At 37.3% G+C, this 21,653-nt stretch carries 24 protein-coding genes, 1 pseudogene and 1 other annotated feature (1 of these 26 running past the window's edge); of the genes and pseudogenes, 3 read left to right on the top strand and 22 right to left on the bottom strand.

Features of this window, described 5'->3' with window-relative positions; translation table 11 throughout:
- Positions 1-129: 129 nt before the first annotated feature.
- The 5 genes and pseudogenes from JCM9157_RS09705 to JCM9157_RS09725 all read right to left on the bottom strand — a co-directional run bounded on the left by JCM9157_RS09705 (position 130) and on the right by JCM9157_RS09725 (position 3,413).
- Positions 130-1,632 (bottom strand): recombinase family protein, encoded by a 1,503-nt coding sequence (locus JCM9157_RS09705; RefSeq protein WP_035664260.1) that lies wholly within the window; start codon positions 1,630-1,632, stop codon positions 130-132.
- Between the two features lie 166 nt (positions 1,633-1,798).
- Positions 1,799-2,146: pseudogene (locus JCM9157_RS09710) on the bottom strand (sigma-70 family RNA polymerase sigma factor); the annotation flags it as partial.
- 83 nt (positions 2,147-2,229) lie between these two features.
- Positions 2,230-2,616 (bottom strand): fluoride efflux transporter CrcB, encoded by a 387-nt coding sequence (crcB, locus tag JCM9157_RS09715; protein WP_035664261.1) that lies wholly within the window; start codon positions 2,614-2,616, stop codon positions 2,230-2,232.
- A complete protein-coding gene (locus tag JCM9157_RS09720; protein WP_081734123.1) occupies positions 2,613-3,026 on the bottom strand; it encodes a fluoride efflux transporter FluC in 414 nt (137 codons plus the stop codon). The genes crcB and JCM9157_RS09720 overlap by 4 nt, the downstream gene beginning before the upstream one ends.
- A 174-nt stretch (positions 3,027-3,200) precedes the next feature.
- Positions 3,201-3,413, bottom strand: a complete 213-nt coding sequence (locus JCM9157_RS09725; protein WP_035664263.1) for a hypothetical protein — start codon at positions 3,411-3,413, stop codon at positions 3,201-3,203.
- Between the two features lie 137 nt (positions 3,414-3,550).
- On the opposite strand from JCM9157_RS09725, the gene JCM9157_RS09730 reads away from it, so the two are divergent.
- Entirely contained in the window at positions 3,551-4,276 is a 726-nt protein-coding gene (locus JCM9157_RS09730) for a DUF3270 family protein (RefSeq protein ID WP_035664265.1), read from the top strand.
- Positions 4,277-4,391: 115 nt separating this feature from the next.
- Here JCM9157_RS09730 and modB read toward each other — a convergent pair whose 3' ends face one another.
- From modB to JCM9157_RS09745, 3 genes are all read right to left on the bottom strand, one after another.
- Positions 4,392-5,045 carry a molybdate ABC transporter permease subunit gene (modB, locus tag JCM9157_RS09735; protein ID WP_035664266.1) on the bottom strand — a complete coding sequence of 218 codons (654 nt, stop codon included), beginning with the start codon at positions 5,043-5,045 and terminating at the stop codon, positions 4,392-4,394.
- Positions 5,045-5,797 (bottom strand): molybdate ABC transporter substrate-binding protein, encoded by a 753-nt coding sequence (gene modA, locus JCM9157_RS09740; RefSeq protein WP_035664268.1) that lies wholly within the window; start codon positions 5,795-5,797, stop codon positions 5,045-5,047. Before modA ends, modB begins: the two co-directional genes overlap by 1 nt.
- Positions 5,798-5,945: 148 nt before the next feature.
- On the bottom strand, positions 5,946-7,088 hold the full coding sequence (locus tag JCM9157_RS09745; protein ID WP_035664269.1) for a M20 family metallopeptidase: 1,143 nt from the start codon (positions 7,086-7,088) through the stop codon (positions 5,946-5,948).
- A gap of 449 nt (positions 7,089-7,537) precedes the next feature.
- On the opposite strand from JCM9157_RS09745, the gene JCM9157_RS09750 reads away from it, so the two are divergent.
- Positions 7,538-8,161 (top strand): NUDIX hydrolase, encoded by a 624-nt coding sequence (locus JCM9157_RS09750; RefSeq protein ID WP_035664271.1) that lies wholly within the window; start codon positions 7,538-7,540, stop codon positions 8,159-8,161.
- 34 nt (positions 8,162-8,195) lie between these two features.
- On the opposite strand, the gene JCM9157_RS09755 is transcribed toward JCM9157_RS09750, so the two are convergent.
- Positions 8,196-8,435 (bottom strand): YrhC family protein, encoded by a 240-nt coding sequence (locus JCM9157_RS09755; RefSeq protein ID WP_035664273.1) that lies wholly within the window; start codon positions 8,433-8,435, stop codon positions 8,196-8,198.
- A 173-nt stretch (positions 8,436-8,608) separates the two neighbouring features.
- On the opposite strand from JCM9157_RS09755, the gene JCM9157_RS09760 reads away from it, so the two are divergent.
- On the top strand, positions 8,609-9,859 hold the full coding sequence (locus tag JCM9157_RS09760; RefSeq protein WP_035664276.1) for an adenosylhomocysteinase: 1,251 nt from the start codon (positions 8,609-8,611) through the stop codon (positions 9,857-9,859).
- A gap of 136 nt (positions 9,860-9,995) precedes the next feature.
- On the opposite strand, the gene JCM9157_RS09765 is transcribed toward JCM9157_RS09760, so the two are convergent.
- The 13 genes from JCM9157_RS09765 to alaS form a co-directional block, all read right to left on the bottom strand.
- Positions 9,996-11,288, bottom strand: a complete 1,293-nt coding sequence (locus JCM9157_RS09765) for an amidohydrolase family protein (protein ID WP_035664279.1) — start codon at positions 11,286-11,288, stop codon at positions 9,996-9,998.
- Between the two features lie 52 nt (positions 11,289-11,340).
- Positions 11,341-11,940 carry a YrrS family protein gene (locus JCM9157_RS09770; protein WP_035664281.1) on the bottom strand — a complete coding sequence of 200 codons (600 nt, stop codon included), beginning with the start codon at positions 11,938-11,940 and terminating at the stop codon, positions 11,341-11,343.
- Positions 11,941-12,088: 148 nt separating this feature from the next.
- On the bottom strand, positions 12,089-12,565 hold the full coding sequence (gene greA / locus JCM9157_RS09775; RefSeq protein WP_035664283.1) for a transcription elongation factor GreA: 477 nt from the start codon (positions 12,563-12,565) through the stop codon (positions 12,089-12,091).
- A 239-nt stretch (positions 12,566-12,804) separates the two neighbouring features.
- Entirely contained in the window at positions 12,805-13,440 is a 636-nt protein-coding gene (gene udk, locus JCM9157_RS09780; protein WP_035664285.1) for a uridine kinase, read from the bottom strand.
- The gene (locus JCM9157_RS09785) at positions 13,440-14,702 is read right to left on the bottom strand and encodes a peptidase U32 family protein (protein WP_035664288.1); all 1,263 of its coding nucleotides are present in this window, start codon (positions 14,700-14,702) and stop codon (positions 13,440-13,442) included. The genes udk and JCM9157_RS09785 overlap by 1 nt, the downstream gene beginning before the upstream one ends.
- A gap of 15 nt (positions 14,703-14,717) precedes the next feature.
- A complete protein-coding gene (locus tag JCM9157_RS09790) occupies positions 14,718-15,644 on the bottom strand; it encodes a peptidase U32 family protein (protein WP_035664386.1) in 927 nt (308 codons plus the stop codon).
- A 24-nt stretch (positions 15,645-15,668) separates the two neighbouring features.
- Positions 15,669-16,307 (bottom strand): O-methyltransferase, encoded by a 639-nt coding sequence (locus tag JCM9157_RS09795; RefSeq protein ID WP_035664289.1) that lies wholly within the window; start codon positions 16,305-16,307, stop codon positions 15,669-15,671.
- A 166-nt stretch (positions 16,308-16,473) separates the two neighbouring features.
- On the bottom strand, positions 16,474-17,211 hold the full coding sequence (gene mltG / locus JCM9157_RS09800; RefSeq protein WP_268870938.1) for an endolytic transglycosylase MltG: 738 nt from the start codon (positions 17,209-17,211) through the stop codon (positions 16,474-16,476).
- Positions 17,189-17,617, bottom strand: a complete 429-nt coding sequence (locus JCM9157_RS25740) for an endolytic transglycosylase MltG (RefSeq protein ID WP_268870939.1) — start codon at positions 17,615-17,617, stop codon at positions 17,189-17,191. The genes mltG and JCM9157_RS25740 overlap by 23 nt, the downstream gene beginning before the upstream one ends.
- A gap of 164 nt (positions 17,618-17,781) precedes the next feature.
- A complete protein-coding gene (locus tag JCM9157_RS09805) occupies positions 17,782-18,075 on the bottom strand; it encodes a DUF1292 domain-containing protein (protein WP_035664290.1) in 294 nt (97 codons plus the stop codon).
- A gap of 64 nt (positions 18,076-18,139) precedes the next feature.
- A complete protein-coding gene (ruvX, locus tag JCM9157_RS09810) occupies positions 18,140-18,559 on the bottom strand; it encodes a Holliday junction resolvase RuvX (RefSeq protein ID WP_035664293.1) in 420 nt (139 codons plus the stop codon).
- The gene (locus JCM9157_RS09815; RefSeq protein ID WP_035664388.1) at positions 18,556-18,828 is read right to left on the bottom strand and encodes an IreB family regulatory phosphoprotein; all 273 of its coding nucleotides are present in this window, start codon (positions 18,826-18,828) and stop codon (positions 18,556-18,558) included. The genes ruvX and JCM9157_RS09815 overlap by 4 nt, the downstream gene beginning before the upstream one ends.
- Positions 18,829-18,921: 93 nt before the next feature.
- Entirely contained in the window at positions 18,922-21,561 is a 2,640-nt protein-coding gene (gene alaS, locus JCM9157_RS09820) for an alanine--tRNA ligase (RefSeq protein WP_035664296.1), read from the bottom strand.
- 74 nt (positions 21,562-21,635) lie between these two features.
- Positions 21,636-21,653: a binding site (T-box leader), on the bottom strand; it runs 190 nt beyond the window's last position.

The raw sequence follows: 21,653 nt of genomic DNA on the forward strand, positions 1-21,653 counted from the left end.
AGCGTTAGTTCAACAACAAGGGAACCCACGACTAACGTGGGTTCCCTAATTTCTTGTTATAAAATCAACAATTATTTAACATAACTAATTAAAAAAGGTTTTTGAAGGGTGCGTTGGTTTCTTTCTTCTTTAGATCATATATATCACTGCGTCCCCTTCACTATCAACCTTTATCTCCTTTACAACCGTTCGAATTAATTCTCGCTTAGCTTCAAAAGACAAGTTGTCAGTATCAAGACTTAAGTAATATTCAGCTGCTTGTTTCATTATGTTCGAGCTTAGAGTAATATTACTATTTTGATGCAATGACGACTCTAACTCTTCTTTGGCCTTAACTAATTTTTGTTCCCTTTCTTTTAACTCACGAAGCTGTTCTCTAATATCATTTTCATCAACACTTTCATCAAGTGTGATAATATTTAACAACCGCTTTCTCCCAGTCTTTAAGCGCTTTAAATCATTTTCTAATCGTTCTAATTCTGCTTCTTCGTAACTCGGGTTGACATTCTCATCAACTGTTAATTCATCCATCTCTTCAGGTCGATCTAACCATTTCTTAATATGATTCCATACTTTATCATCCAAATCATCAAGTTTAACTCTGTTTCCACATCCAGGATGTTTTGCTCCAGCAGTATTTTTAATATCTGTGTATTCTAATACGTATTTACCCCAATTTTTTGACTTTCTGCCCGTCATTGTATTGCCACAAGAGGAACAGCGAAGAAGACCACTAAGGAGATACTCATTCTTACTAGTACCGCTCCAACGTCTTCGCGATTGTTTAAGTAATTCTTGTGCATGATAAAATTGATCCTTATCAATTATTGCAGGACATTGGATACGTATCCACTCTTCTTTTGGTCTAGCTTTCATTTTAATTTTTTCAGAATCCGTTCGATCAGGGTTTCCGAGCATTCCTTCTGTATTCCAGCGATTCTGATAAAACTCCCCTATGTAAACAGGGTTCAGCAATATTTGTCTAACCACTTGTCTGTGCCACTGTTTGGCTCTTCTCTTTGTTGGAACTCCTTGATTCGTGAGATACTTAGCGATCCCGTTAATCCCCTTAACCAGATCATTGGGTTTCGTAAACAATTCAAATATTAGTTTCACAACCTTTGATTCATAATCATTAATAACGATACGAGCGTTCTCTGAGTCATAACTATAACCATAAATCTGAAAATCTCTTAGTACCTTCCCTTGTCGTGCTTTTTCCCTTCTCCCACGACTCATCCGTTCTGTAATTTTAGCCTTCTCAAATTCGGCTATAGCACCGCGCATTTGATAGAAGAGCATTCCTTCTGGAGTTTTTTGATACTCTCCGTTTACAAATAAGAGAAGCGCCTTCTTTTCAATTTCTTCAGATAATATCAACTGATTCATTAATTTACGAGAAAGACGGTCTGGGTCCAAACAAACAACTTTTTCAATGATTCCTTCTCGTAAATCTTCACGAAGATGATTGAGAGCAGGTCGATCGAGAAGTTCTCCCGATAGACCTTCATCTACATATTCTCTAATATCAGCCGAATTAGCTTTTTCTCTACAAGCTCTCAGCTGTTCCTTCAGACTGTACCCGCTTTTCGCTTGTTCTTCTGTCGACACTCGAGCGTAGATTGCGATCATCCTTGTCAATGTGCTCCTTTCGATAAAGTTCCTTCAAATAGTGATAAGCGTTTGAACGAGCTTTTTTCGAAAGTTCCCCTTCTACGATACGTACGTTCACAACCTCATCCCCCCTCATAGTCCATGTCTATGAAGATAGGAGGTTGTCCTAGAAGCGCACTTTTGACATTAGAATATCATTCTCAATACACCTCGCCGCATAGGTAGCTAACTTTGTCCCTTTTCCATCAGAATAACTTTCAATTGCTTTTATTAATCCAATGGTCCCAATAGAAATCAGATCTTCTGTATCTTCCCTAGTGTTCTCAAATTTCTTAACAATATGAGCAACAAGCCTTAAATTATGTTCAATTAGAAGGTCCCTTGCTTCTTCGTCGCCTTCTTGCATAAGCTTTAAGTATTTTCTTTCTTCATCTTTTTTTAATGGCTGTGGGAAGGCGTTGTTCTTGACGTAGGATACAAAAACGATAACTTCTTTAAATAAATAAGATATCGCTGCGATTATAGCTGACACGAAATCACCCCCAAATTGTCGTTAATTTATTCCTATGTTTATTTGGGCTTGGTCGTGTCTGTACACCTAAAATAAATTTTAAATTAATAAAAATAAACTCCAAGATTCAATCCAATTAAAAAAGTTAGAATAGAACCAAAAATACTTAGTGTCACATATAGAATCAGTTTCTTCCACAGCTTATTATTATAAAGCTGAAATGCTTCAACACTAAAGGTTGAAAAGGTCGTAAAAGCACCAAAAAAGCCAATCCCTATTGAAAGATAAAGAGGATCGTTATATGCCCCTAATGGAATTAGTTGATAATTAATCCCGAAAAAAGCACCCAAACCAAAAGACCCGATTAAATTTACGATTAACATAGCTACCGGAAACGGTGGATTTGAGTAGCGTTTCATAATGGCTAATCCAACTAAATATCTTGAAATGGCTCCTATTGAGCCACCACATATTAATAGAAGAAGGTTCATTTAGTATTTACCTCCCTCTTTTGTCTTGATCTATTAGCTAACAAGGAACCGCTACGATATCCAATTAATGCAAACATCATTCCTCCAAACAGAGATCCTCCTATATAAATAGCTGACTCAAAAGGAGAAGATGTTTGATATAAAAATGTAGCATCTGCTGCTAGTGTTGACATCGTTGTAAATCCTCCGCATAAACCAACACCCAAACCAACTTTCACCCACTCTTTCGGGATAAAGTAAATAAACCAGGCAGTTAAAAATCCTAACAGTAAGCTTCCAAATAAATTCTCTATGATCGTTCCAAATGGATAACCACTTTCTAATGTGAGTAAGTTTAAAGAGTAGCGGCTAAAAGTACCAAGAGCTGATCCTATTCCAATTGCAATTAAATTCTTTGGCAAATCATTCAATTATTCCACTCCCTCGCTAAAACTCCCTAATTAAAGTGTAAATGACCTTTCCTCTTAGAACAAGCTAATACTAATAGAGTAATAGTCTAATCATGGTTTTAAGCTTGAGGAAGATTCCTCAAGCTTCATTAATTTCCCTTTGTTACAATACATCGTTCAAAACCTTGACTGTGGCTAAATAAGATTTTTTTTATCAATCCAAAATAATAGTAATAGCACAACAGACATGAAGGAAAGGTAAAATCCAGTTATAGCTAATGGGATTCCCCATAATAAAGCCTCATAAGCAAAAGCATAGGTTCCTATTCCTAACATAAGTGAAGAGACAAGAAAAAGTACCACTAAAATTTTATACTTTAAATTTTTCATTAGATTATTTTTATTCATAATACGATAGTTTACTCCATTTCATCAATAAGATACAAACTACCCAAATAATTCCGAAAGTCCCATTAGGATTTAATGGTTTCTAACTATATTGGTTATTCTATAAAAAACTGATGATAGGTATAGGAGTTATAATCATGTCACTTGATGCTTTTATAATGGGAATCTCTTTTATTTTAATCCATTTATTTGCCAATAAACTGATTCCTTCCAAACGAATTCATCGTTTAAAATGGTTTTCATTTTCAGGTGGATTAGCTGTATCTTATGTGTTCGTGTATGTTCTTCCGACATTACATAAGGAACAGATTCTCGTTAAGAAATATGGAGATTATTTTACTATGGAGTCAGAGTTGTATTTTATTGGCTTAATAGGTGTTTTAATTTTTTACGGCATCCAAAAGATTGTCCGAAAGGCGCAACTAAATAACAAAACCAAAAAGGCTAGAACCTTGTTTTGGTTACAAATTGGCTTCTTCGGTATTTATAATATGCTTGTAGCTTATACCGTTATTTCACATGATGTGTTAGGTATTCAAGCCATTTTTTACGGACTTGCTGTTGGTCTCCATTTTGTTGCTGTTGCTCATGATTTATGGAGAGAATATGCCGATATTTATGATAAAGTTGGACGGTATGTACTTGCGCTTGGGATTATTGCAGGTTGGATTTTAGGGGTTCTTGTTACCTTATCACCATTAATTGAGTCCATTATTTTTGCTTTTATTTCAGGAGCGATGATCTTGAATGTTTTAAAATACGAATTACCACCAGATGATGAAGCACATTTTATAACCTTCGCAATTGGAGTTATTTCTTATACGACTATTACCATGTCTCTAAAGTTTTTCTTTCAGTGGTAAGATAACTTATCTTGAACTAGCACCCCTGTATACTATAACTAAAAAAGCCCACTGGTCATACGTCCAAGGAAGCTTGACTAGTGGGAATTCAAGAATATTGTGTGGGTATTTCTAATTACTTAAACCATCTATGAATGAGATATAAAAACAGTAATGTAGCAACACTTAAAATTAAAACCATGATATGAGCATCCATCATGCGATCTGCTTGTACCGCATCATAGATGGCAATTGAAAGGGTCTGTGTTTTACCTGGGATGTTTCCTGCTACCATTAACGTTGCACCAAACTCTCCCATAGCCCTGGCAAAGCCAAGTACTAATCCTGCTAACACTCCTTTGTACGCTAAAGGAATAATGATATAAATTAATAACTGAAACTTGTCAGCCCCGTCTAATTGCGCTGCTCCGATAGTTTCCTTGCTAATAGATTCAAAGGCAGCTTGAATAGGTCTAATTAATAATGGAATTGCAGCAATAGTAGCTGCTATGACAGCAGCTTTCCACGTGAAAACAATAGGCTGCCCTGTCAAATTTTCAATCCATTGCCCAATAAAGCTATTCCTCCCTAATAACAACAGCAAATAATACCCTAAAACAGTTGGTGGTATAATCAAAGGAATTGTAATTAAGATAGACAGTAAATCTGTGAGTTTATTTTTATTAAAAGCAAACCACCAAGCACAAAGAATTCCGACAACAAAAGCAATGAGAGTAGCAATGGATGCTATTTTTAGAGATAAAAGAAGAGGGTTTATTATCGTATCCATTAAGGTAGATCGAATCCGTACTTCATTAAGATTTCCTGGCCTCTCGCACTCAACATAAAGTCTGCGAACAATCTACTTTCTTCTTCCATCTCCGTTTGCTTGGTTATCCCAAGAGCTTGCACTATAGGTTGATGATTGCTTTCATCAATTAATTCATATGTGTAATCCGTATTTGTCATTAGAGCTAACGCTATAATTCCAATATCGGCATTTCCTGACTCTACATACTGATATGCTTGTCTAATATTCTCTGCATATACTAATTTAGGTTCTACCTCTTCCCAGATCCCCCATGCTTCTAGGGCTTCTTTTGCCGCTTTTCCATAAGGGGCATGTTCAGGATTAGCTATTGTGATCGTTCTTATTTCAGGATCTAATAGGAGTTGCTCATCAAGGTTTCTCCCTGGTGATTCTCCCATTATGACAATTCTACCTATCGCGTAATAATTTTTTGAGTTTGGTATAATAGCCCCTACTTCAACCAGTTTGTCTACGTAAGATTCATGAGCTGATGCAAACAAATCAAAAGGAGCCCCCTCTTGAATTTGTTGGGTTAAGAGGCCTGTTGAACCAAATGTAAATTCAACCTTAATATCAGTCTCCTCCATAAACTCTAATCCAATCTCTGTTAGAGCATGATATAAATCAGATGCAGCTGCAACATAGATTGTTTTCTCCTCATTATTTGCAGTTTGACACCCAGTTATTAAAAACAAGATTCCCAACAAAAGTATAATTACATTTCCTTTCATGCTAACGCCACTCCAAGCACTTAATTTTTCTATCTCTTCAGGTTCTATATCAATTTTAGCTGAAATTTGACATTACTACTAGGATGGATCATAAAACTTAATAACTTAGAAATTACCGATCCCAATGTCTTCTCCTCTTAAACGAAATCTACTTCGTTTCCTCACTAGTAAGTCGTTCGACTACATTTGCTAGTAATAATGTTCTCTCGGTCAATGAGGCTATTTCCAGGTACTCTTTATCACTGTGTGCGTTTCCGCCAATTGGTCCAAGACCATCAATAGTCGGGATTCCCATGGCAGCAGTAAATGAAGCATCCGAGCCTCCACCTGTTTTAGTATCTCTTACATCAATTCCGAGGTCAGCTCCGACATCTCTAACAATATGAAACAAAGCTTCTATCTTCTTATCTTTTAACATTGGTGGTCTGCGCATATCACCTGTTAATTCAATTTCAGTTCCCTTAACATCAGAAGAAGAACAAACCTCTTCTATTTGGTGTTCAACCTCTTCGGCTTGTTCAGCAGTTGAAACTCGAACATCTACATGTCCAATTGCCGTATCTGATACAGTGTTCACTGCGTTCCCACCTTCAATCATACCTACGTTAACAGAAATGCCATGCTCATGGTCATTCAGATCATGAAGTTTCACTATTTTATGGGCAAGTTCTTCAATTGCACTTCTCCCTTTTTCAGGTTCTATGCCAGAATGCGCAGCTTTACCATGAACTTCTATCGTAAACCTGCCACTCCCTCTTCTTTCTGTTACAACAGAACCGTCTCGTCTAGCAGGTTCCATAATAAGAGCGTAAGATTTCCCTTTAGCTGCTTCTTCAATTAGTTTTCTAGAACTAACTGAGCCTATCTCTTCATCACTATTAAGAATAAGGTGGACGTTTTGATAAGCATTAGATCCTATTTCCTTTAAATAACGAAGAGCATAGAGAACAGTAACTAAACTAGCTTTCATATCAATCACACCTGGCCCATATGCCCGTCCTTCTTTCATTGTAAATGGTCGAATAGCTGCAGTCCCCTTTTCAAAAACGGTGTCCATATGGGCAATGATTAGGATTGATGCTTGTTTACCTTTAGGATGTGTAATGATAAGATGATCTCCCACTGCATCCTGCTCACATTTTTGTATGTCATAGCCTAATTCAACATAATAAGCTGAGAGTATTTCACCAATTTTATCTACTCCGGTCTTACAATATGATCCACTATCTATATTTACTAGCTTCTCTAAGAGCTTGAGCATCTTTCCTTCTTCAATAAGATCCTTATTCATCTTGCCTCTTCCCCTCATCCTTCAACCTTTATCTGTACATTTAATTTTCGTGTATTTTGTCATTTTTAGCAAGCTTGTTTCGTTTCATATACTACCAATATATGCTTGTTTTTAATAAAAAACACTCAATCCGTCTCGTTTTGTCATTTCCTCGGGAATAAATAGACAAAAAAATGAGCGATTCATAATTGAATCGCTCGCAATGGGGGAGAGTAGAGAGAACATTTTTGGAAGCTAGGTCAATGACCTTTCCTGTTATTAATGTACCTTACTATTACTCTCATAACATCATTCTTGTTACATCTTCTAACATAGAAACTTTTAACACGTTACATCAACTAACAGCAATAAAGATAAAGTGTTTACATTCGTATGATATAATTAAAATAATCTAACTCAACCATTTTATATAGAACGAACCAATATACTAATCAAAGGAGTCTTGGACAGTGGATGATTTTAGCTATATAAAAAAACAACTTCATAATAGAGAAATCGGTATCCTAGGAAGTTCTCAAGCGATGCAATCTGCTGTTATCGTTCCACTTATTTACGTAGATCATCAACTTTCTGTTTTATTTGAAGTTCGTTCAAAAACACTTAATAAACAACCGGGTGAAATTTGTTTCCCAGGGGGTAAAATAGATGCCACTGATTTAAATGCCGAAGAAGCAGCCAAAAGAGAATTATGTGAGGAATTAGGTATTACCCATGATCATGTCGAAATGGTTGCTCCTCTCGATATCCTCGTCACTCCGTTCCGAGGCATCATCTACCCTTTTGTTGGAAGAGTAAATACCACAGATTTTACGAATCTAAATAAAGATGAAGTAGATCATATCTTTACTGTACCTCTCTCATTTCTTGAAAACTACCAGCCAATTAGGCATAAAATGCGAATGAAATTTGAACCTAGTGAGGACTTTCCTCTTGAAAAAATTGCAAATAAACGCTCGTACTCTGATCGGTCTAGTGAATTCACGGAAACGTTTTACTACTATGAACAATATGTTATCTGGGGGTTAACAGCCCGTATTTTAACTCACTTCATTGACGAAATAAGAAAAAACTAACTAGATTACGGGTATCCGTGATCCAGTTAGTTTTTTATTGTTTATCTTCATAAAGTTGTCTTTGTGTTTTCATAGCAATACGATGAAAAACAACAGCAAGTGTTAATGTAATAATAATGCCCCCAACGAACAATTCAGGCATTGTCATGACCGTACTTTCTGTAGGAATAATTAATCCGATAAACAGAAAGATACTTAAAGATAATAAAATGAACCCATATTGTTTATAGTCCGCTACTTTAGCTTCAAGTTGCTTTAACTTTTTGTCTTCCATTTATCTTCCTCCTAACTCTTCTATCATCTTACCATCTTTAATAGATTAAAAGCTGATGTAATATTCGTTAATAGAGGAAGAGCTATCCAGATTAACTCCAACTTCCATCTAGTCTAATAATAAGTTATCATGTTTACAGGTTAGAACTTTATTAATTGGAGGAACTACATAAAATGAAAAGCATTGTACGTGACATGAATCTTGCTAAAAATGGTCATCTGAAGATTGATTGGGTAAAAGAGCATATGCCTGTTTTAAACCGTATTCGTGAAGAATTTGAAGCTACCCAACCGTTTAAAGGATTAAAAGTAGCAATCTGCCTTCATCTAGAAGCGAAAACAGCTTATTTGGCTAAAGTTGTACAAGCAGCTGGTGCTGATGTTTATATTGCAGGAAGTAACCCATTATCTACTCAAGATGATGTTTGCGCGGCACTAGTTGAGGATGGTATCACTGTTTTTGCAAAGCATAAGCCTGATCCAGAGGAGTTTAAACAGCATCTACTCATGACGTTAGAAGTAGAACCGGATTTAATTATTGATGACGGTGGTGACTTTGTTACGCTCCTTCATTCAGAAAGACCAGACCTCATTAAAAATATACGTGGTGGTTGTGAAGAAACAACAACAGGAGTAATTCGAGATAAAGCACTTGAAAAAACAGGAGACTTGCCGTTTCCGATGATTGCTGTTAACGACGGTTATTGCAAACATTTATTTGATAACAGGTACGGAACAGGACAATCCGTTTGGGACAGCATACTTCGCACCACTAATCTTGTTGTAGCCGGTAAGACAGTTGTTGTAGTTGGCTACGGCTGGTGTGGTCGTGGTGTGGCAATGCGTGCGAAGGGATTAGGTGCTAAAGTCATTGTAACAGAGGTTGATAGCATTAAAGCGATTGAGGCTTATATGGATGGGTATGAAGTTATGTCTCTAACAGAAGCTGCTAAACATGGCGATTACTTTATTGCTGTAACTGGTAATCAGTATGTGATTAGCCGTGAGCATTTAGAGAATATGAAAGATGGAGCTATCTTAGCTAATGCGGGTCATTTTGATGTTGAAGTAAATAAACATGACTTAGCTGCTTTAGCCGTCTCAAAACGTGAAGTACGTGCTAACATCGAAGAATACCTTTTAGAAGATGGGAGAAAATTATATTTATTAGCTGAAGGACGCTTAGTAAACCTTGGCGCCGGCGATGGCCATCCAGCTGAGATTATGGATATGACATTCGCCTTACAAGCAGTTTCTTTAGCTTATATTAACGAGCACTATAAGGAAATGAAGAATTCAATCATTACAGTTCCTTATGAGCTAGACCAAAAAGTAGCCAACCTGAAATTAGAAGCACTTGGAATCAAAATAGACTCTTTAACCGAGGCACAAAAAGATTATTTACAAAGTTGGAAAATTGATTGATTTAAGGAGCTATTGCATGACTAGACTTGGCGTTAACGTTAGCGGTCATGAGAATAATGATACAAAACAGCCATATTAAAAGAGGATGCTTCAAAGGTAGCTTTACCACCTTTTGAAGCATCCTCTTTAGTTTATTTTAAAATTGTTTACTTAAGCGATTCACCTCAAATATAACCATTTCCTCATCTATCGTTACACACTGTCCATTTTTAACAACCTGTTTCCCTTGAACGTATACATCTTTAACATCCCGACCACTACCAGAATACACTAAATGCGAGATTGGGTTATGTGCAGGTTGATAGAAAGCTTGCTTCGTGTTAATGACAACTAAATCAGCTTGTTTTCCTACTTCAATACTTCCCACTTGATGATCAAGCCAGATCGCTTCAGCACCATGAATCGTTGCTAATTGTAGGGCTTTTTCTGCAGGAATTAACGTAGCATCATTATGAACACCTTTATATAACAGAGCAACTTGCTTTAGCTCTTCAAATAAATCTAAATTATTATTTGATGCAGAGCTGTCCGTTCCCAGCGAAACGGTAATACCTTTATTCAGCATTTCAGGAACAGGCGCAATTCCACTTGCAAGCTTTAAGTTACTTATAATATTATTGGACACTTTAACATCGTATTCAGCCAATATATCCATTTCCCAGTCTTCTACGTGAACAGCATGAGCTACAAGCGTAGGCTGATGAAACATTCCTAGCTTTTCTAGATGCTTAACTGGTCGTTCACCATACTCTTTAACATTTAATTCTACCTCTGCTTTTGTTTCAGACATGTGAATGTGAAGAGGTGAATTCAGTTCAACTGCTCTTGAGACGATCTTTTCAATAAAATCAGGTGTACACGTGTAAGGAGAATGTGGTGACATCATAGTCGTAATTCTTCCATTGGCTTGATTGCTCCAATTTCGTACAAAGTTAGACGCTTCATCCAACTTGCTTTGTCTTAATTCCTCTGAACCAAAACCAATCATTCCACGACATAGTCTAGCTCTTATACCGGATTTGTCTACAGCCATAGCTACTTCATCCATGTTATCATACATGTCGACAAAAGTAGTTGTACCTGTGCGTAACATTTCTATGATGGAAAGATTCGTTCCCCACTTCGCATGTTCTTTTGTATAAGTAGCTTCGATTGGCCACATTTTTTCTTCTAGCCATTGCTGTAGGGGAAGATCGTCAGCATACCCTCTTAGCAAAGACATAGAAGCATGTCCATGCGTATTAATAAGACCAGGAATGACATAGTCACCTTTCACATCAATCACTTCGGTATATGTAGTTAAATCATTAGGAGTCTCACCTACGTAGGTAATTTCTCCGTTTTCAAATGCAACAGCCCCATCTTTAATCAATAGGTTGTTCACATCCATAGTAATAATTGTTCCATTTATGATAATTTTTTTTGACATAATAAGACTCCTTTTATAAAAAAGGGGGATTCACCTCCCCCTTTTGCTTCTATTAGCGATATGGATTAAACTCTAATTCATTTTTTTCCACTGGCATCCAGCCTTGACCATCAACCCATTCAATATACACTTCATAAGCCAAATCAGGTGTTGCTTTTTCACTAATGACGCCTCGAGCTCTTGTCGGTGCTCCCCCGTTCTCTATGCGCCATAAAATCATATTATCTTGTGAGATTCCTGTTGCATATCTAACAGCTTGTTCCATCTCTAATCTATTTAAACTACCTTCTGTGAAGCCAGGAGTAAATTCTGCTTGTTCTGTACCGATAGGCTGCCACTCACCATCTGAAGCTGGCTCCTCTGTTTCTTCATTGTCTATAGCATCCTCATCTTCTACTGCTGGTTCAATCTCTGATTCACTTGTTTCTGATGTGTCGACTTCTTCCTGTTCTGATTCTATTGTTTTTTCTTCAGAAGCAAAATCAGTTTCTTCCTCATCCGTCATTTCTTCCGTCATAACTTCTGATGTCGTTGTACCAAAAAAGATTTGATAAGCAAAAAATAAAATAAGAATGGTCACAATACTAATCGCTACATTTAACACTCTGTTAATTCTTTTTTTCTTTCGTTGTTCATAACGAAATCCTTGCATATCTCCACTCCCTTTTCTTATCTCTATCTCGTCATTATACAAGATCTTCTCTGAAACTGCGAGATTGGATTAGACTATTTACATAGTATTACAAGTAAATGTTCAAACAAAAGAAGCTCCTCAAGTCGAGCAGCTTCTTTTATTTTTCCTATCGGATATCAACAATTTTTATTTCCATTTCTCCACCAGGTGTATTAACCGTCACCTTGTCATTGATTGCTCGTCCAAGTAAACTTTGTGCCATTGGAGAATCATTAGAAATTTTTCCTTCAGCTGGATCTGATTCAGCACTACCTACGATAGTGTATTCTTCTTCATCACCATCTGGAAGTTCAACAAACTTAACGGTTTTTCCTAGAGAAACTACATTTGCAGCTCCTTCTTCTTCTTCAATCATTACAGCATTGCGAATCATTTTCTCAAGCTGCGCAATACGTCCTTCAACAAATGCTTGCTCTTCTTTTGCTGAATCATACTCTGAGTTCTCAGAAAGGTCACCAAAGCTACGAGCAATCTTTATACGTTCAACGACCTCTTTACGTCGTTCCGTTTTCAAAAACTCCAACTCTTCTTCGAGCTTGTTCTTTCCATCCATTGTCATATAATGCTTTTTTTCTTCTGCCATGTCTTTCACTCCTCGTCTGCTACTATAAAAATAAAAAATAAAAATAATTCAAATTCTATGTAGATGAAAACTCAAGAAACTTGAGTTTCTGATCTAACTTAGAGGATCACTCAAAAAATACTATACAGAAGTCACATCTTAAAGGCCTGTCACGAGAGATTTTCTTGTGACAGGCGAACATTAAGTGTGCCAAAGAAAGTAATAATACTTACCTTTTGAGGTATCTTCTTCCTATGCTATTACAAAATCGCTTTCTCTTCAATAATTGTACGAATTTTTGTCACCATTAGATCAATTGCGACACGATTCTGCCCACCTTCAGGGATAATAACGTCTGCATATCGCTTCGTTGGTTCAATAAACTGCAAATGCATAGGTCTTACCACAGAAGTATACTGGTCAATTACTGATTCAATAGAACGTCCACGGTCTTGGATGTCTCTTACTAACCGTCTAATAATTCGAATATCGGCGTCTGCGTCAACAAAAAGCTTAATATCCATCATATCGCGAAGTCGTTTATCTTCTAGAATTAAGATTCCTTCTAGAATGATTACATCTTTTGGTTGGATATCAATTACTTTTTCAGAACGGGTATGTGCTGCGTAATCATATACAGGTTTTGAAATCGCTTTTCCATCAGTTAGTTTTTGTAAATGTTCTAGCAATAGATCGTTATCAAAAGCTAACGGATGATCGTAATTTGTTTTCAAGCGTTCTTCAAAACTTAAATGACTTTGATCTTTATAATATGCATCTTGTTCAATTAATACAATAGATTGTTCATTAAATTGATAAAAAATTTCTTTAGCTACCGTTGTTTTACCAGAGCCTGTTCCTCCAGCAACACCAATAACAATAGGTTTATTTGACATTACTTTACCTCTTTACGCATCATGTTTTGCGGATATACCGCTCTATCTACTTTAAAGCGAACAATCTGAAGTGGGTGTCTAGCAACATCAATCTCATTACCGTCTTCATCCCATATTGTTCCTACCTTTTGGACAAAATTTGAAATTTCCGGACCGAAAAACTCAATTTCATCTCCTGGCTTAAAGTAATTTCGTTGTTGTAGAGTTACCACCTGTGTCTCAGGATTATAGTCTAGTACCAAACCAGCGAAATCATATTTCGTACGTTTTGGATGCTTTCCATACATTTGATCTTCAAATGTTGGAGTTCCTTCAAAAAATTGAGGAGCAAAATCACGGTTTGCACATTTTTCAAGTTCATCTAACCAAGCTTTGTCAATTTGGAAGTTGTCCGGATCTGCACAGTAAGCATCAATAACTTTCCGATAAACACTTGTTACAGTTGCCACATAATGAATGGACTTCATTCTTCCTTCAACCTTTAAGCTGTCAATACCAGCCTCAATCATCTTTGGAATAGCCTGTACTAAGTTTAAGTCTTTAGGGCTCATTGTATATTGCGCGTCGCCTTCATCAAACAGAGCCTTCTCGCCAGCTTCGTTCGTTTCGTATAAATCGTATTCCCATCGACAGGACTGACAACAGCCTCCACGATTTGAATCTCTTGCTGTCATGTGATTACTTAGGACACAACGACCTGAGTATGAAATACACATAGCTCCATGAATAAATGCCTCAATTTCAATATCAACATTCTTCTTCATTTCAAGCATTTCTTCCAAACCAACTTCTCTAGCAAGTACTACTCGGTGTAGGCCTTCTTCTTTCCAGAACTTTACCGATAACCAGTTACTTAACGATTGTTGAGTACTTAAATGTACCTCTACTTTCGGCGCAACTCGTTTACACGTTTCGATAATGAGTGGATCTGCTACGATAATTCCCGTAACACCAACATCTTGAAGCGAAACTAAATATTCTTCTAACCCATCCATGTTTTCGTTGTGAGCAAAGATGTTTGTTGTAACATAAATCTTCGCACCGTATTTGTTTGCAAATTCAACGCCTTCTCTCATTTCTTCAATTGAGAAGTTATCCGCACTGGAACGCAAACCAAATTCTCGTCCACCAATAAAAACCGCGTCAGCTCCGTAATGAACAGCCACTTTTAACTTTTCTAAACTACCAGCTGGTGCTAGTAATTCAGGCTTTTTCGTTATAACTCGCTTATGTTTAGTTGCTTGTTCTGTAATAGTTGTCATCATAGTTCCTCCTTCCTAGTAAACCGTTTCTTTAAAGAAAAACCCTGTATCGAGTTTTCGATTGTTTGGTTGAATTTCTTCAATCTTACTTACATAACTTTCTTTACGATCTTCATATGTGTCGCGATCGTCCACACATAAATCAATTGCTTCACGGTACAGAGCTGTAACAACTTTCATATACTCTGTAGACTTAAGTAATCCGTCAATTTTAAAACTATCAATACCAGCGTCCACCATATCTTCTAGTTCATCTATGATGCAGATATCATTTGGACTCATAATATGAGTTCCATTCTCATCTTCAAAGATCGGATACCTTGCTTCTCTTTCAGGGTCATGTAAATGCAAGTTGCGGTTTTTATCGCGCTTTTCCACTTCAAGATTCTTCCCTTGAAATTGCATGTAATTTCCAATTAACGTACGTTTTGATTGGAACATCGCTGTCATACCATGAACTTGAACTTCAACCTCAACTTCTGCATTTTCTTTTATTTCAACAATAGCATCCATGTTGATTTCACGGGCTAAGACTGCTCGCTTTGCACCTTTACTTCCCCAGTAATTAGCTGTGAACCAATTAGTAGCAGTTTGTTCCGTATTCCAATGTAATTTCATTTCTGGCGCTATTTCCCTAGCAACCATTAATACAGCAGGGTCACCAAAAATAATTCCATCCACTTCAATTTCTTTTAAAGATTGAATATAACCTGAAAGCGCGTCAATTTTATCATTATGAAACAGCGCATTCATTGACACATACACCTTTTTATTTTTCCCATGGGCGATTTCAGTTGCCTGTTTTACTGCATTAAGATCAAATTCACCAGCTAATCTAAGCCCGAATTTTTCCTCTCCTATAACAATGGCATCTGCACCAGCTTCAAATAAGCTCTCAACCGCTTCTATATCCTTTGGTGTTACAAGTAGCTCCGGTTTCATTCCCACTTTCACCATCCTCCCAGTTTATTGCTTTAAACTAATAGCTAGTCCATCTCCGACAGGTAGAACTCTCGTTTGAAAACCTTCTAGTTCTATCAGCCATTGATTATAGCCATCTATTTTTTTCGCTAAATTTTTTAACCTTTTATTATCGATGTCCTCTTTCGCAACTAACCCTCGAAAAAGCACATTATCCGAATAAATAACTCCACCACTTCTTACAAATTTACTATACAGATCAAAAAATCGTTGGTACTGCCCTTTAGCAGCATCAATAAATAATACATCAAAAAGGGGTTCAGATTCAAGTTTTTCAGCTAATTCAAGGGCATCGCCAAATCTGACATCAATTCGATTGGCAAGATTTAACTTATTTATATTTTTGATCGCTTCTTCATAGCGATCCTGATCCCGTTCAATCGTCAATATTTCCGTTTCTGGCAATGCACTTGCCATTCGAATGGCTGAATAACCGATCGCTGTACCAATCTCTAGAATCCTTCTTGGTTGGTGTAGCTTCATTAGTTGCAACAAACTTTCCATCCCAACTAAATCCATAATCGGTACCTCATTAACTTGTGCAAATTCCTCTATTTGTTCAATTTCATCTCCACGTGAGGGTACAAGAGATTTCAAGTATTTTTCAACTTCCTTATTAATCATTCTTTCACTTCCTTCTGCTTTTCATTACATAGAGGCTGTTACATAACTAAAATGATATTCAGAAAGTGTTTTTGTTCAGCCTCAACCTTTTAATTTATCTAACCATTACTGAAAGAGTTTGACATAAAAAGAGGGCGTGTCTTCACACATCCCTCTAGTCAGTTTGTTATTCTTCATCCGATGATTGACCGTCAACCCATTCTTGACGATATTGTTGAACAGCTCTGTTATGCTCCTCATATGTTTCATTGTAGATCACTTCTCCGCCAAAACGGGCATAGAAGTAAATCGCGCTGGTTTCCTCAGGATTTAAAGCAGCTCTAATGGAATCCTTACCTGGGTTAGCAATAGGTCCTATTGGAATTCCTCGATACCTGTAAGTGTTATATGGAGAATCTACGTTCAAATCCGCATAAGAAGTCATATAACGATGTTCTCTTAGAGCATAAGAGACAGTTGGGTCAACCTGAAGCATCATATCTTTTTCTAAACGATTATACAATACTCCGGATATCGTATAGCGATCTTCTGACTTTTGTGCCTCTCTTTCAATAATAGAGGCCAACGTTAGTATTTCATGAATGCTATACTCACTGTCTTCAATTTCAGAAGCGAATTCTGTTAAAACAGCTTGTGTTCTCTTCAGCATCTCTTCCACAATCGTTTCAATTGTAGGTTGCTTTTCCATAAAGTCATAACGAGCTGGAAATAAATAACCCTCTAATGCATAATGAATGTCTTCATTTAGAATATCATCTGTTAACATAGAGTATTGGTTAATTAAAGTCTCAATATAATCACGATCCGTCAAAAGATCCATTACTTCTTCTTCGGAATGATTGGTTTCTCTTGCAATAATTTTTGCAACATCCGGTAACCACCTACTCCGGAACTGTAAAAACAAGCTCTGGATCCTGTAGAATTCTACCTTCTTTTAAAGCAGCAATTAGTTCATCCATTGTCATGGCAGTTGATAGCTTATAATCCCCCGCCTGAAACCCAGATTCATTTTTATAACGAACGTAATAACGAAACAACGTTCCATTTTTCACGAGTCCTTCTGCCTCTAGGATTGTCCCAATTTGATTAGCAGTAGATCCGATCGGAATGGTAACCTGAACTTCTTCGGGATTTTCCTGATCCACAGGCCCCAACGTATTTTTCATATAAAAATAAGCACTAAAAACAAAGATAATACCTAAAATCAACAGACCCATTACACAAAAGAAAACGATCTTCCTAACCGTTCTCGCCTGCGAAACTCTTTCTTCATACAATTCATTTCGTGGTTTTTCGTTGGAATTAGACATCATTCTCCTCCTTCCACCGTTTTATTATACTACATTTCACAAAAATTTAAAGAAAAAAACCAATTCCCTGGTATTGGGAATTGGTTTTTTTCTGAAGTTCCCCTGAACTCGGGGAACCAATCTTTTCAATTCCCTGGTATTGGGAATTGGTTTTTTTCTTTTTACTATTCTTCTTCGTCTTCTGGTTGGAATGTATTTAACATTTCTTCAACCATTTCCCACTCTTCATCAGTCTCAACTGGGAATAAAGCTATATCATCTTCTTCGCCTTCACGGTCTTCAAAACGAAAAGCAAAAACTTCTACTTCCTCATCCTCATCTTCTTCTGCCCCAACTGGAGTCACAAGAATATAAGACTTGTTTGTAGCATCTACATGAAATCTGAAAAGCTCATCAAAAAGATGCTCATCACCATTCTCGTCTGGAATTACAATACGTTCTTTTTCTTGTTCTGTCATTTTGCACCTCTGATTGTCATTTTTTAAATGAGAAATTGGCTCACTTCTATAAGTATATCCACAATTAATTGCCTTTATGGTCAAGATACCCTTGTAAAATCATAACAGCAGCCATTTTATCAATTACTTGCTTTCTTTTCTTACGACTTACATCTGCGGAAATGAGCATGCGTTCTGCTGCAACAGTTGTTAAACGCTCGTCCCACATCTTTATCGTACACGATACTAGTTCACTTAATGTATCCGCAAATTCCTGACTTCGCTCTCCGCTCGGTCCAATTGTACCATTCATATTTTTAGGCAGACCAATTACGATTGTATCAACGTTATGCTCATTCACAAGATCTACGATTGCCTGAAAGTCCTTTTCTGGACTTTCCTCATTACGTCTTAATGTAGAAAGTCCTTGTGCAGTCCAACCTAATTCATCACTTAACGCAATACCAATCGTTTTCGTTCCAACATCTAATCCAAGTGCTCTCATTCATTCTCCTTACGGTGCTGTGATAAATAGGATTTTACTAACTCTTCAATTAGTTCATCTCTTTCAAGCTTACGAATGAGCGTACGTGCATCCTTATGACGTGGAATGTACGCAGGGTCTCCAGAAAGCAAATAGCCTACGATTTGGTTAATGGGGTTATAGCCTTTCTCTTCTAGTGACTCATACACAGAGAAAAGCACCTCTTGGACATCAACATCAACCGTATCATCATGAAAATTAAATTGCATCGTTTTGTCCATAGAGCTCATCACAAACACCTCTTTCATTCATTGCTATCACCTTCTATATTCGATATCTAGGTGATAGCTTGTCTAATCTCATTGTACACCATATAACGGTATTTAGGAAATCGAATTTACATATTCTTCTACAAATGCTAATGCAGCCTCTAACTCTTCTGGGTTCTTGCCTCCGGCTTGAGCCATATCCGGCCGACCGCCTCCGCCTCCGCCACAACGTGTTGCTACTTCTTTGACGATTTTACCAGCATGATAACCTTTAGGGTGAAGGTCTTTTGTGACTCCAGCTACAATATTAACTTTATCACCAGATACTGCCCCTAAAACAATGATACCAGAAGTTAAATCTTGTTTTAATTTATCGACAATCCCTCTTAGTCCGTCCATGTCAGCAGCATCAACTTTTTTAGCAAGTACACTTACACCATTAACAGTTACCGCTTCATTAACAAGATTACCAGCTTCCATGTTGCCCAACTTTGCTGCTAATGATTCATTATCACGCTGTAAATCACGAATTTGTTGAACATTTGCTTCAATTCGTGCAGGAACATCCTGTACTCGTTTCACCTTCAAATGCGAAGCAACATCTTTTAATAGTTGAAGTTGACTATTCATGTGCTCATAAGCACCTTTACCTGTTACGGCTTCAATACGACGGACGCCCGCTCCAATTCCAGATTCTGAAACTAGCTTAAACAAGCCTATTTCAGCTGTATTTCGAACGTGACACCCTCCGCATAGCTCTAAGCTGTAATCTCCAACTTTTACAACTCGAACGGTCTCACCATATTTTTCACCGAATAGAGCCATAGCTCCCATTTCTCTCGCTTCGTCTAACTTCTTCAACGAAATCTCAACTTCTAGCGCACTCCAAATTTGTTCGTTTACAATGTCTTCAACTTTTGCTAACTCTTCAGCTGTTACTTGTCCAAAGTGCGAGAAGTCAAAACGAAGACGGTCTTCAGACACTAAGGATCCAGCTTGGTTGACGTGAGTTCCTACAACATCTTTTAATGCTTGATGAAGAAGGTGAGTAGCAGTATGATTTTTTACAATCGATTTGCGCTCTGTTTCTTCTACTATACAAGTTACGACTGTACCCTTCTCAAGAACACCCTCTTTAATGACAACTGTGTGTAAATGTTGTCCATTCGGTGCTTTGGTTACATCGGTTACTTCAGCTAGTACATTCTCTCCACGAATCAATCCAGTATCAGCTACTTGTCCACCACTCTCTGCATAGAACGGGGTTTCATTTAAGATCACTTGAGCTGTACTTCCTGCTGCTACTGAATCTCTAACCTCTTTTTCAGCAACAATTACTTGTACTGTAGCCTCAACCTGTAAATGATCGTACCCAACAAACTTACTATCTTCCGTAATTTGACCAAGAATCTCATCTTGTACTTGCATGGAGCCAGATTCTTGACGCGCAGAACGAGCTCGGTCACGTTGAGCTTCCATCTCTCGTTCGAACCCTTCGCGGTCAATCACCAACCCTTTTTCTTCGACGTATTCTTCTGTTAAATCAACTGGGAACCCATATGTATCATACAAACGGAATACGTCTTTTCCTGCAATTTGAGTTTTCCCTTCAGCAACTGCTTCATCTAGCACTTTTTCAAGGATGGATAGTCCTTCATTAAGCGTTTCATGGAATCGCTCTTCTTCATTCTTCAATACTTTTTGTACAAATTCTGTTTTGTCCTTCACTTCTGGGTAGAAATCAACCATAATCTCTCCGACTACAGGTACTAGCTCGTACATGAATGGTCGATGGATTGAGATCAACTTAGCGTAACGAACAGCTCTACGTAACAATCTTCTAAGAACATAACCACGACCTTCATTAGAAGGAAGCGCCCCGTCTGCAACAGCAAATGTTACGGTTCTGACATGGTCTGCAATTACTTTAAAAGCAACATCTTTTTCTTGATCTACTCCATATTTCACACCAGAGATCTCTTCTGTTGCCTTTATAATTGGCATAAACAAATCTGTCTCAAAGTTTGTTGGAACATCTTGAATGACAGAAACCATTCGCTCTAATCCCATACCCGTATCAATGTTTTTCTTCGGTAACGGTGTGTATGTACCATCTGGATTGTGATTGAACTGTGAAAACACTAAATTCCAAACTTCTAGGTAACGTTCATTTTCTCCACCAGGGTATAGTTCAGAATCATTTTCATCATTGCCATAGCTTTCACCACGATCATAGAAAATTTCTGTATTAGGACCACTTGGACCTTCACCAATATCCCAAAAGTTACCTTCTAAACGAATAATTCGTTCTTCTGGAATGCCAATTTTTTCTTTCCAATAGTTATAAGCTTCATCATCCTCAGGGTGAACGGTAACAGATAATTTTTCTGCTTCAAAACCAATCCATTTCTCACTAGTTAGGAATTCCCAAGCCCACTCAATCGCCTCTTCTTTAAAGTAATCTCCAATTGAGAAATTACCTAACATCTCAAAAAAAGTATGGTGACGGGCTGTTTTTCCTACATTCTCAATATCATTCGTACGAATAGATTTTTGAGCATTCGTAATTCTAGGGTTTTCAGGAATAACTCGGCCATCGAAATATTTCTTCAAGGTTGCTACTCCACTATTAATCCATAATAAAGAAGGATCTTCGTGAGGAACAAGAGACGCACTTGGCTCGATATCATGTCCTTTTTCTTTAAAGAAATCTAAATACATTTGTCTTACTTCAGCAGAACTAAGTTTTTTCACTTTCGTCATCTCCTTATTTTTTAATTCTTACCTTAAATGCGTTAAATAAAAACAAAAAAACTCTCAATCCCCCAAAAAGGGACGAGAGTTAT

It is taken from the genome of Halalkalibacter akibai JCM 9157 (genome assembly GCF_000513135.1).
Lineage (GTDB): Bacteria > Bacillota > Bacilli > Bacillales > Bacillaceae_D > Halalkalibacter > Halalkalibacter akibai.

What these genes read in the sequence shown, in the direction of transcription:
- JCM9157_RS09705 (WP_035664260.1), bottom strand. Translation starts at nt 1,632, where the DNA reads ATGATCGCAATCTACGCTCGAGTGTCGACAGAAGAACAAGCGAAAAGC.
- crcB (WP_035664261.1), bottom strand. Translation starts at nt 2,616, where the DNA reads ATGAACCTTCTTCTATTAATATGTGGTGGCTCAATAGGAGCCATTTCA.
- JCM9157_RS09725 (WP_035664263.1), bottom strand. Translation starts at nt 3,413, where the DNA reads ATGAATAAAAATAATCTAATGAAAAATTTAAAGTATAAAATTTTAGTG.
- JCM9157_RS09730 (WP_035664265.1), top strand. Translation starts at nt 3,551, where the DNA reads ATGTCACTTGATGCTTTTATAATGGGAATCTCTTTTATTTTAATCCAT.
- modB (WP_035664266.1), bottom strand. Translation starts at nt 5,045, where the DNA reads ATGGATACGATAATAAACCCTCTTCTTTTATCTCTAAAAATAGCATCC.
- modA (WP_035664268.1), bottom strand. Translation starts at nt 5,797, where the DNA reads ATGAAAGGAAATGTAATTATACTTTTGTTGGGAATCTTGTTTTTAATA.
- JCM9157_RS09745 (WP_035664269.1), bottom strand. Translation starts at nt 7,088, where the DNA reads ATGAATAAGGATCTTATTGAAGAAGGAAAGATGCTCAAGCTCTTAGAG.
- JCM9157_RS09755 (WP_035664273.1), bottom strand. Translation starts at nt 8,435, where the DNA reads ATGGAAGACAAAAAGTTAAAGCAACTTGAAGCTAAAGTAGCGGACTAT.
- JCM9157_RS09760 (WP_035664276.1), top strand. Translation starts at nt 8,609, where the DNA reads ATGAAAAGCATTGTACGTGACATGAATCTTGCTAAAAATGGTCATCTG.
- JCM9157_RS09765 (WP_035664279.1), bottom strand. Translation starts at nt 11,288, where the DNA reads ATGTCAAAAAAAATTATCATAAATGGAACAATTATTACTATGGATGTG.
- JCM9157_RS09770 (WP_035664281.1), bottom strand. Translation starts at nt 11,940, where the DNA reads ATGCAAGGATTTCGTTATGAACAACGAAAGAAAAAAAGAATTAACAGA.
- greA (WP_035664283.1), bottom strand. Translation starts at nt 12,565, where the DNA reads ATGGCAGAAGAAAAAAAGCATTATATGACAATGGATGGAAAGAACAAG.
- udk (WP_035664285.1), bottom strand. Translation starts at nt 13,440, where the DNA reads ATGTCAAATAAACCTATTGTTATTGGTGTTGCTGGAGGAACAGGCTCT.
- JCM9157_RS09785 (WP_035664288.1), bottom strand. Translation starts at nt 14,702, where the DNA reads ATGACAACTATTACAGAACAAGCAACTAAACATAAGCGAGTTATAACG.
- JCM9157_RS09790 (WP_035664386.1), bottom strand. Translation starts at nt 15,644, where the DNA reads ATGAAACCGGAGCTACTTGTAACACCAAAGGATATAGAAGCGGTTGAG.
- JCM9157_RS09795 (WP_035664289.1), bottom strand. Translation starts at nt 16,307, where the DNA reads ATGATTAATAAGGAAGTTGAAAAATACTTGAAATCTCTTGTACCCTCA.
- JCM9157_RS25740 (WP_268870939.1), bottom strand. Translation starts at nt 17,617, where the DNA reads ATGTCTAATTCCAACGAAAAACCACGAAATGAATTGTATGAAGAAAGA.
- JCM9157_RS09805 (WP_035664290.1), bottom strand. Translation starts at nt 18,075, where the DNA reads ATGACAGAACAAGAAAAAGAACGTATTGTAATTCCAGACGAGAATGGT.
- ruvX (WP_035664293.1), bottom strand. Translation starts at nt 18,559, where the DNA reads ATGAGAGCACTTGGATTAGATGTTGGAACGAAAACGATTGGTATTGCG.
- JCM9157_RS09815 (WP_035664388.1), bottom strand. Translation starts at nt 18,828, where the DNA reads ATGAGCTCTATGGACAAAACGATGCAATTTAATTTTCATGATGATACG.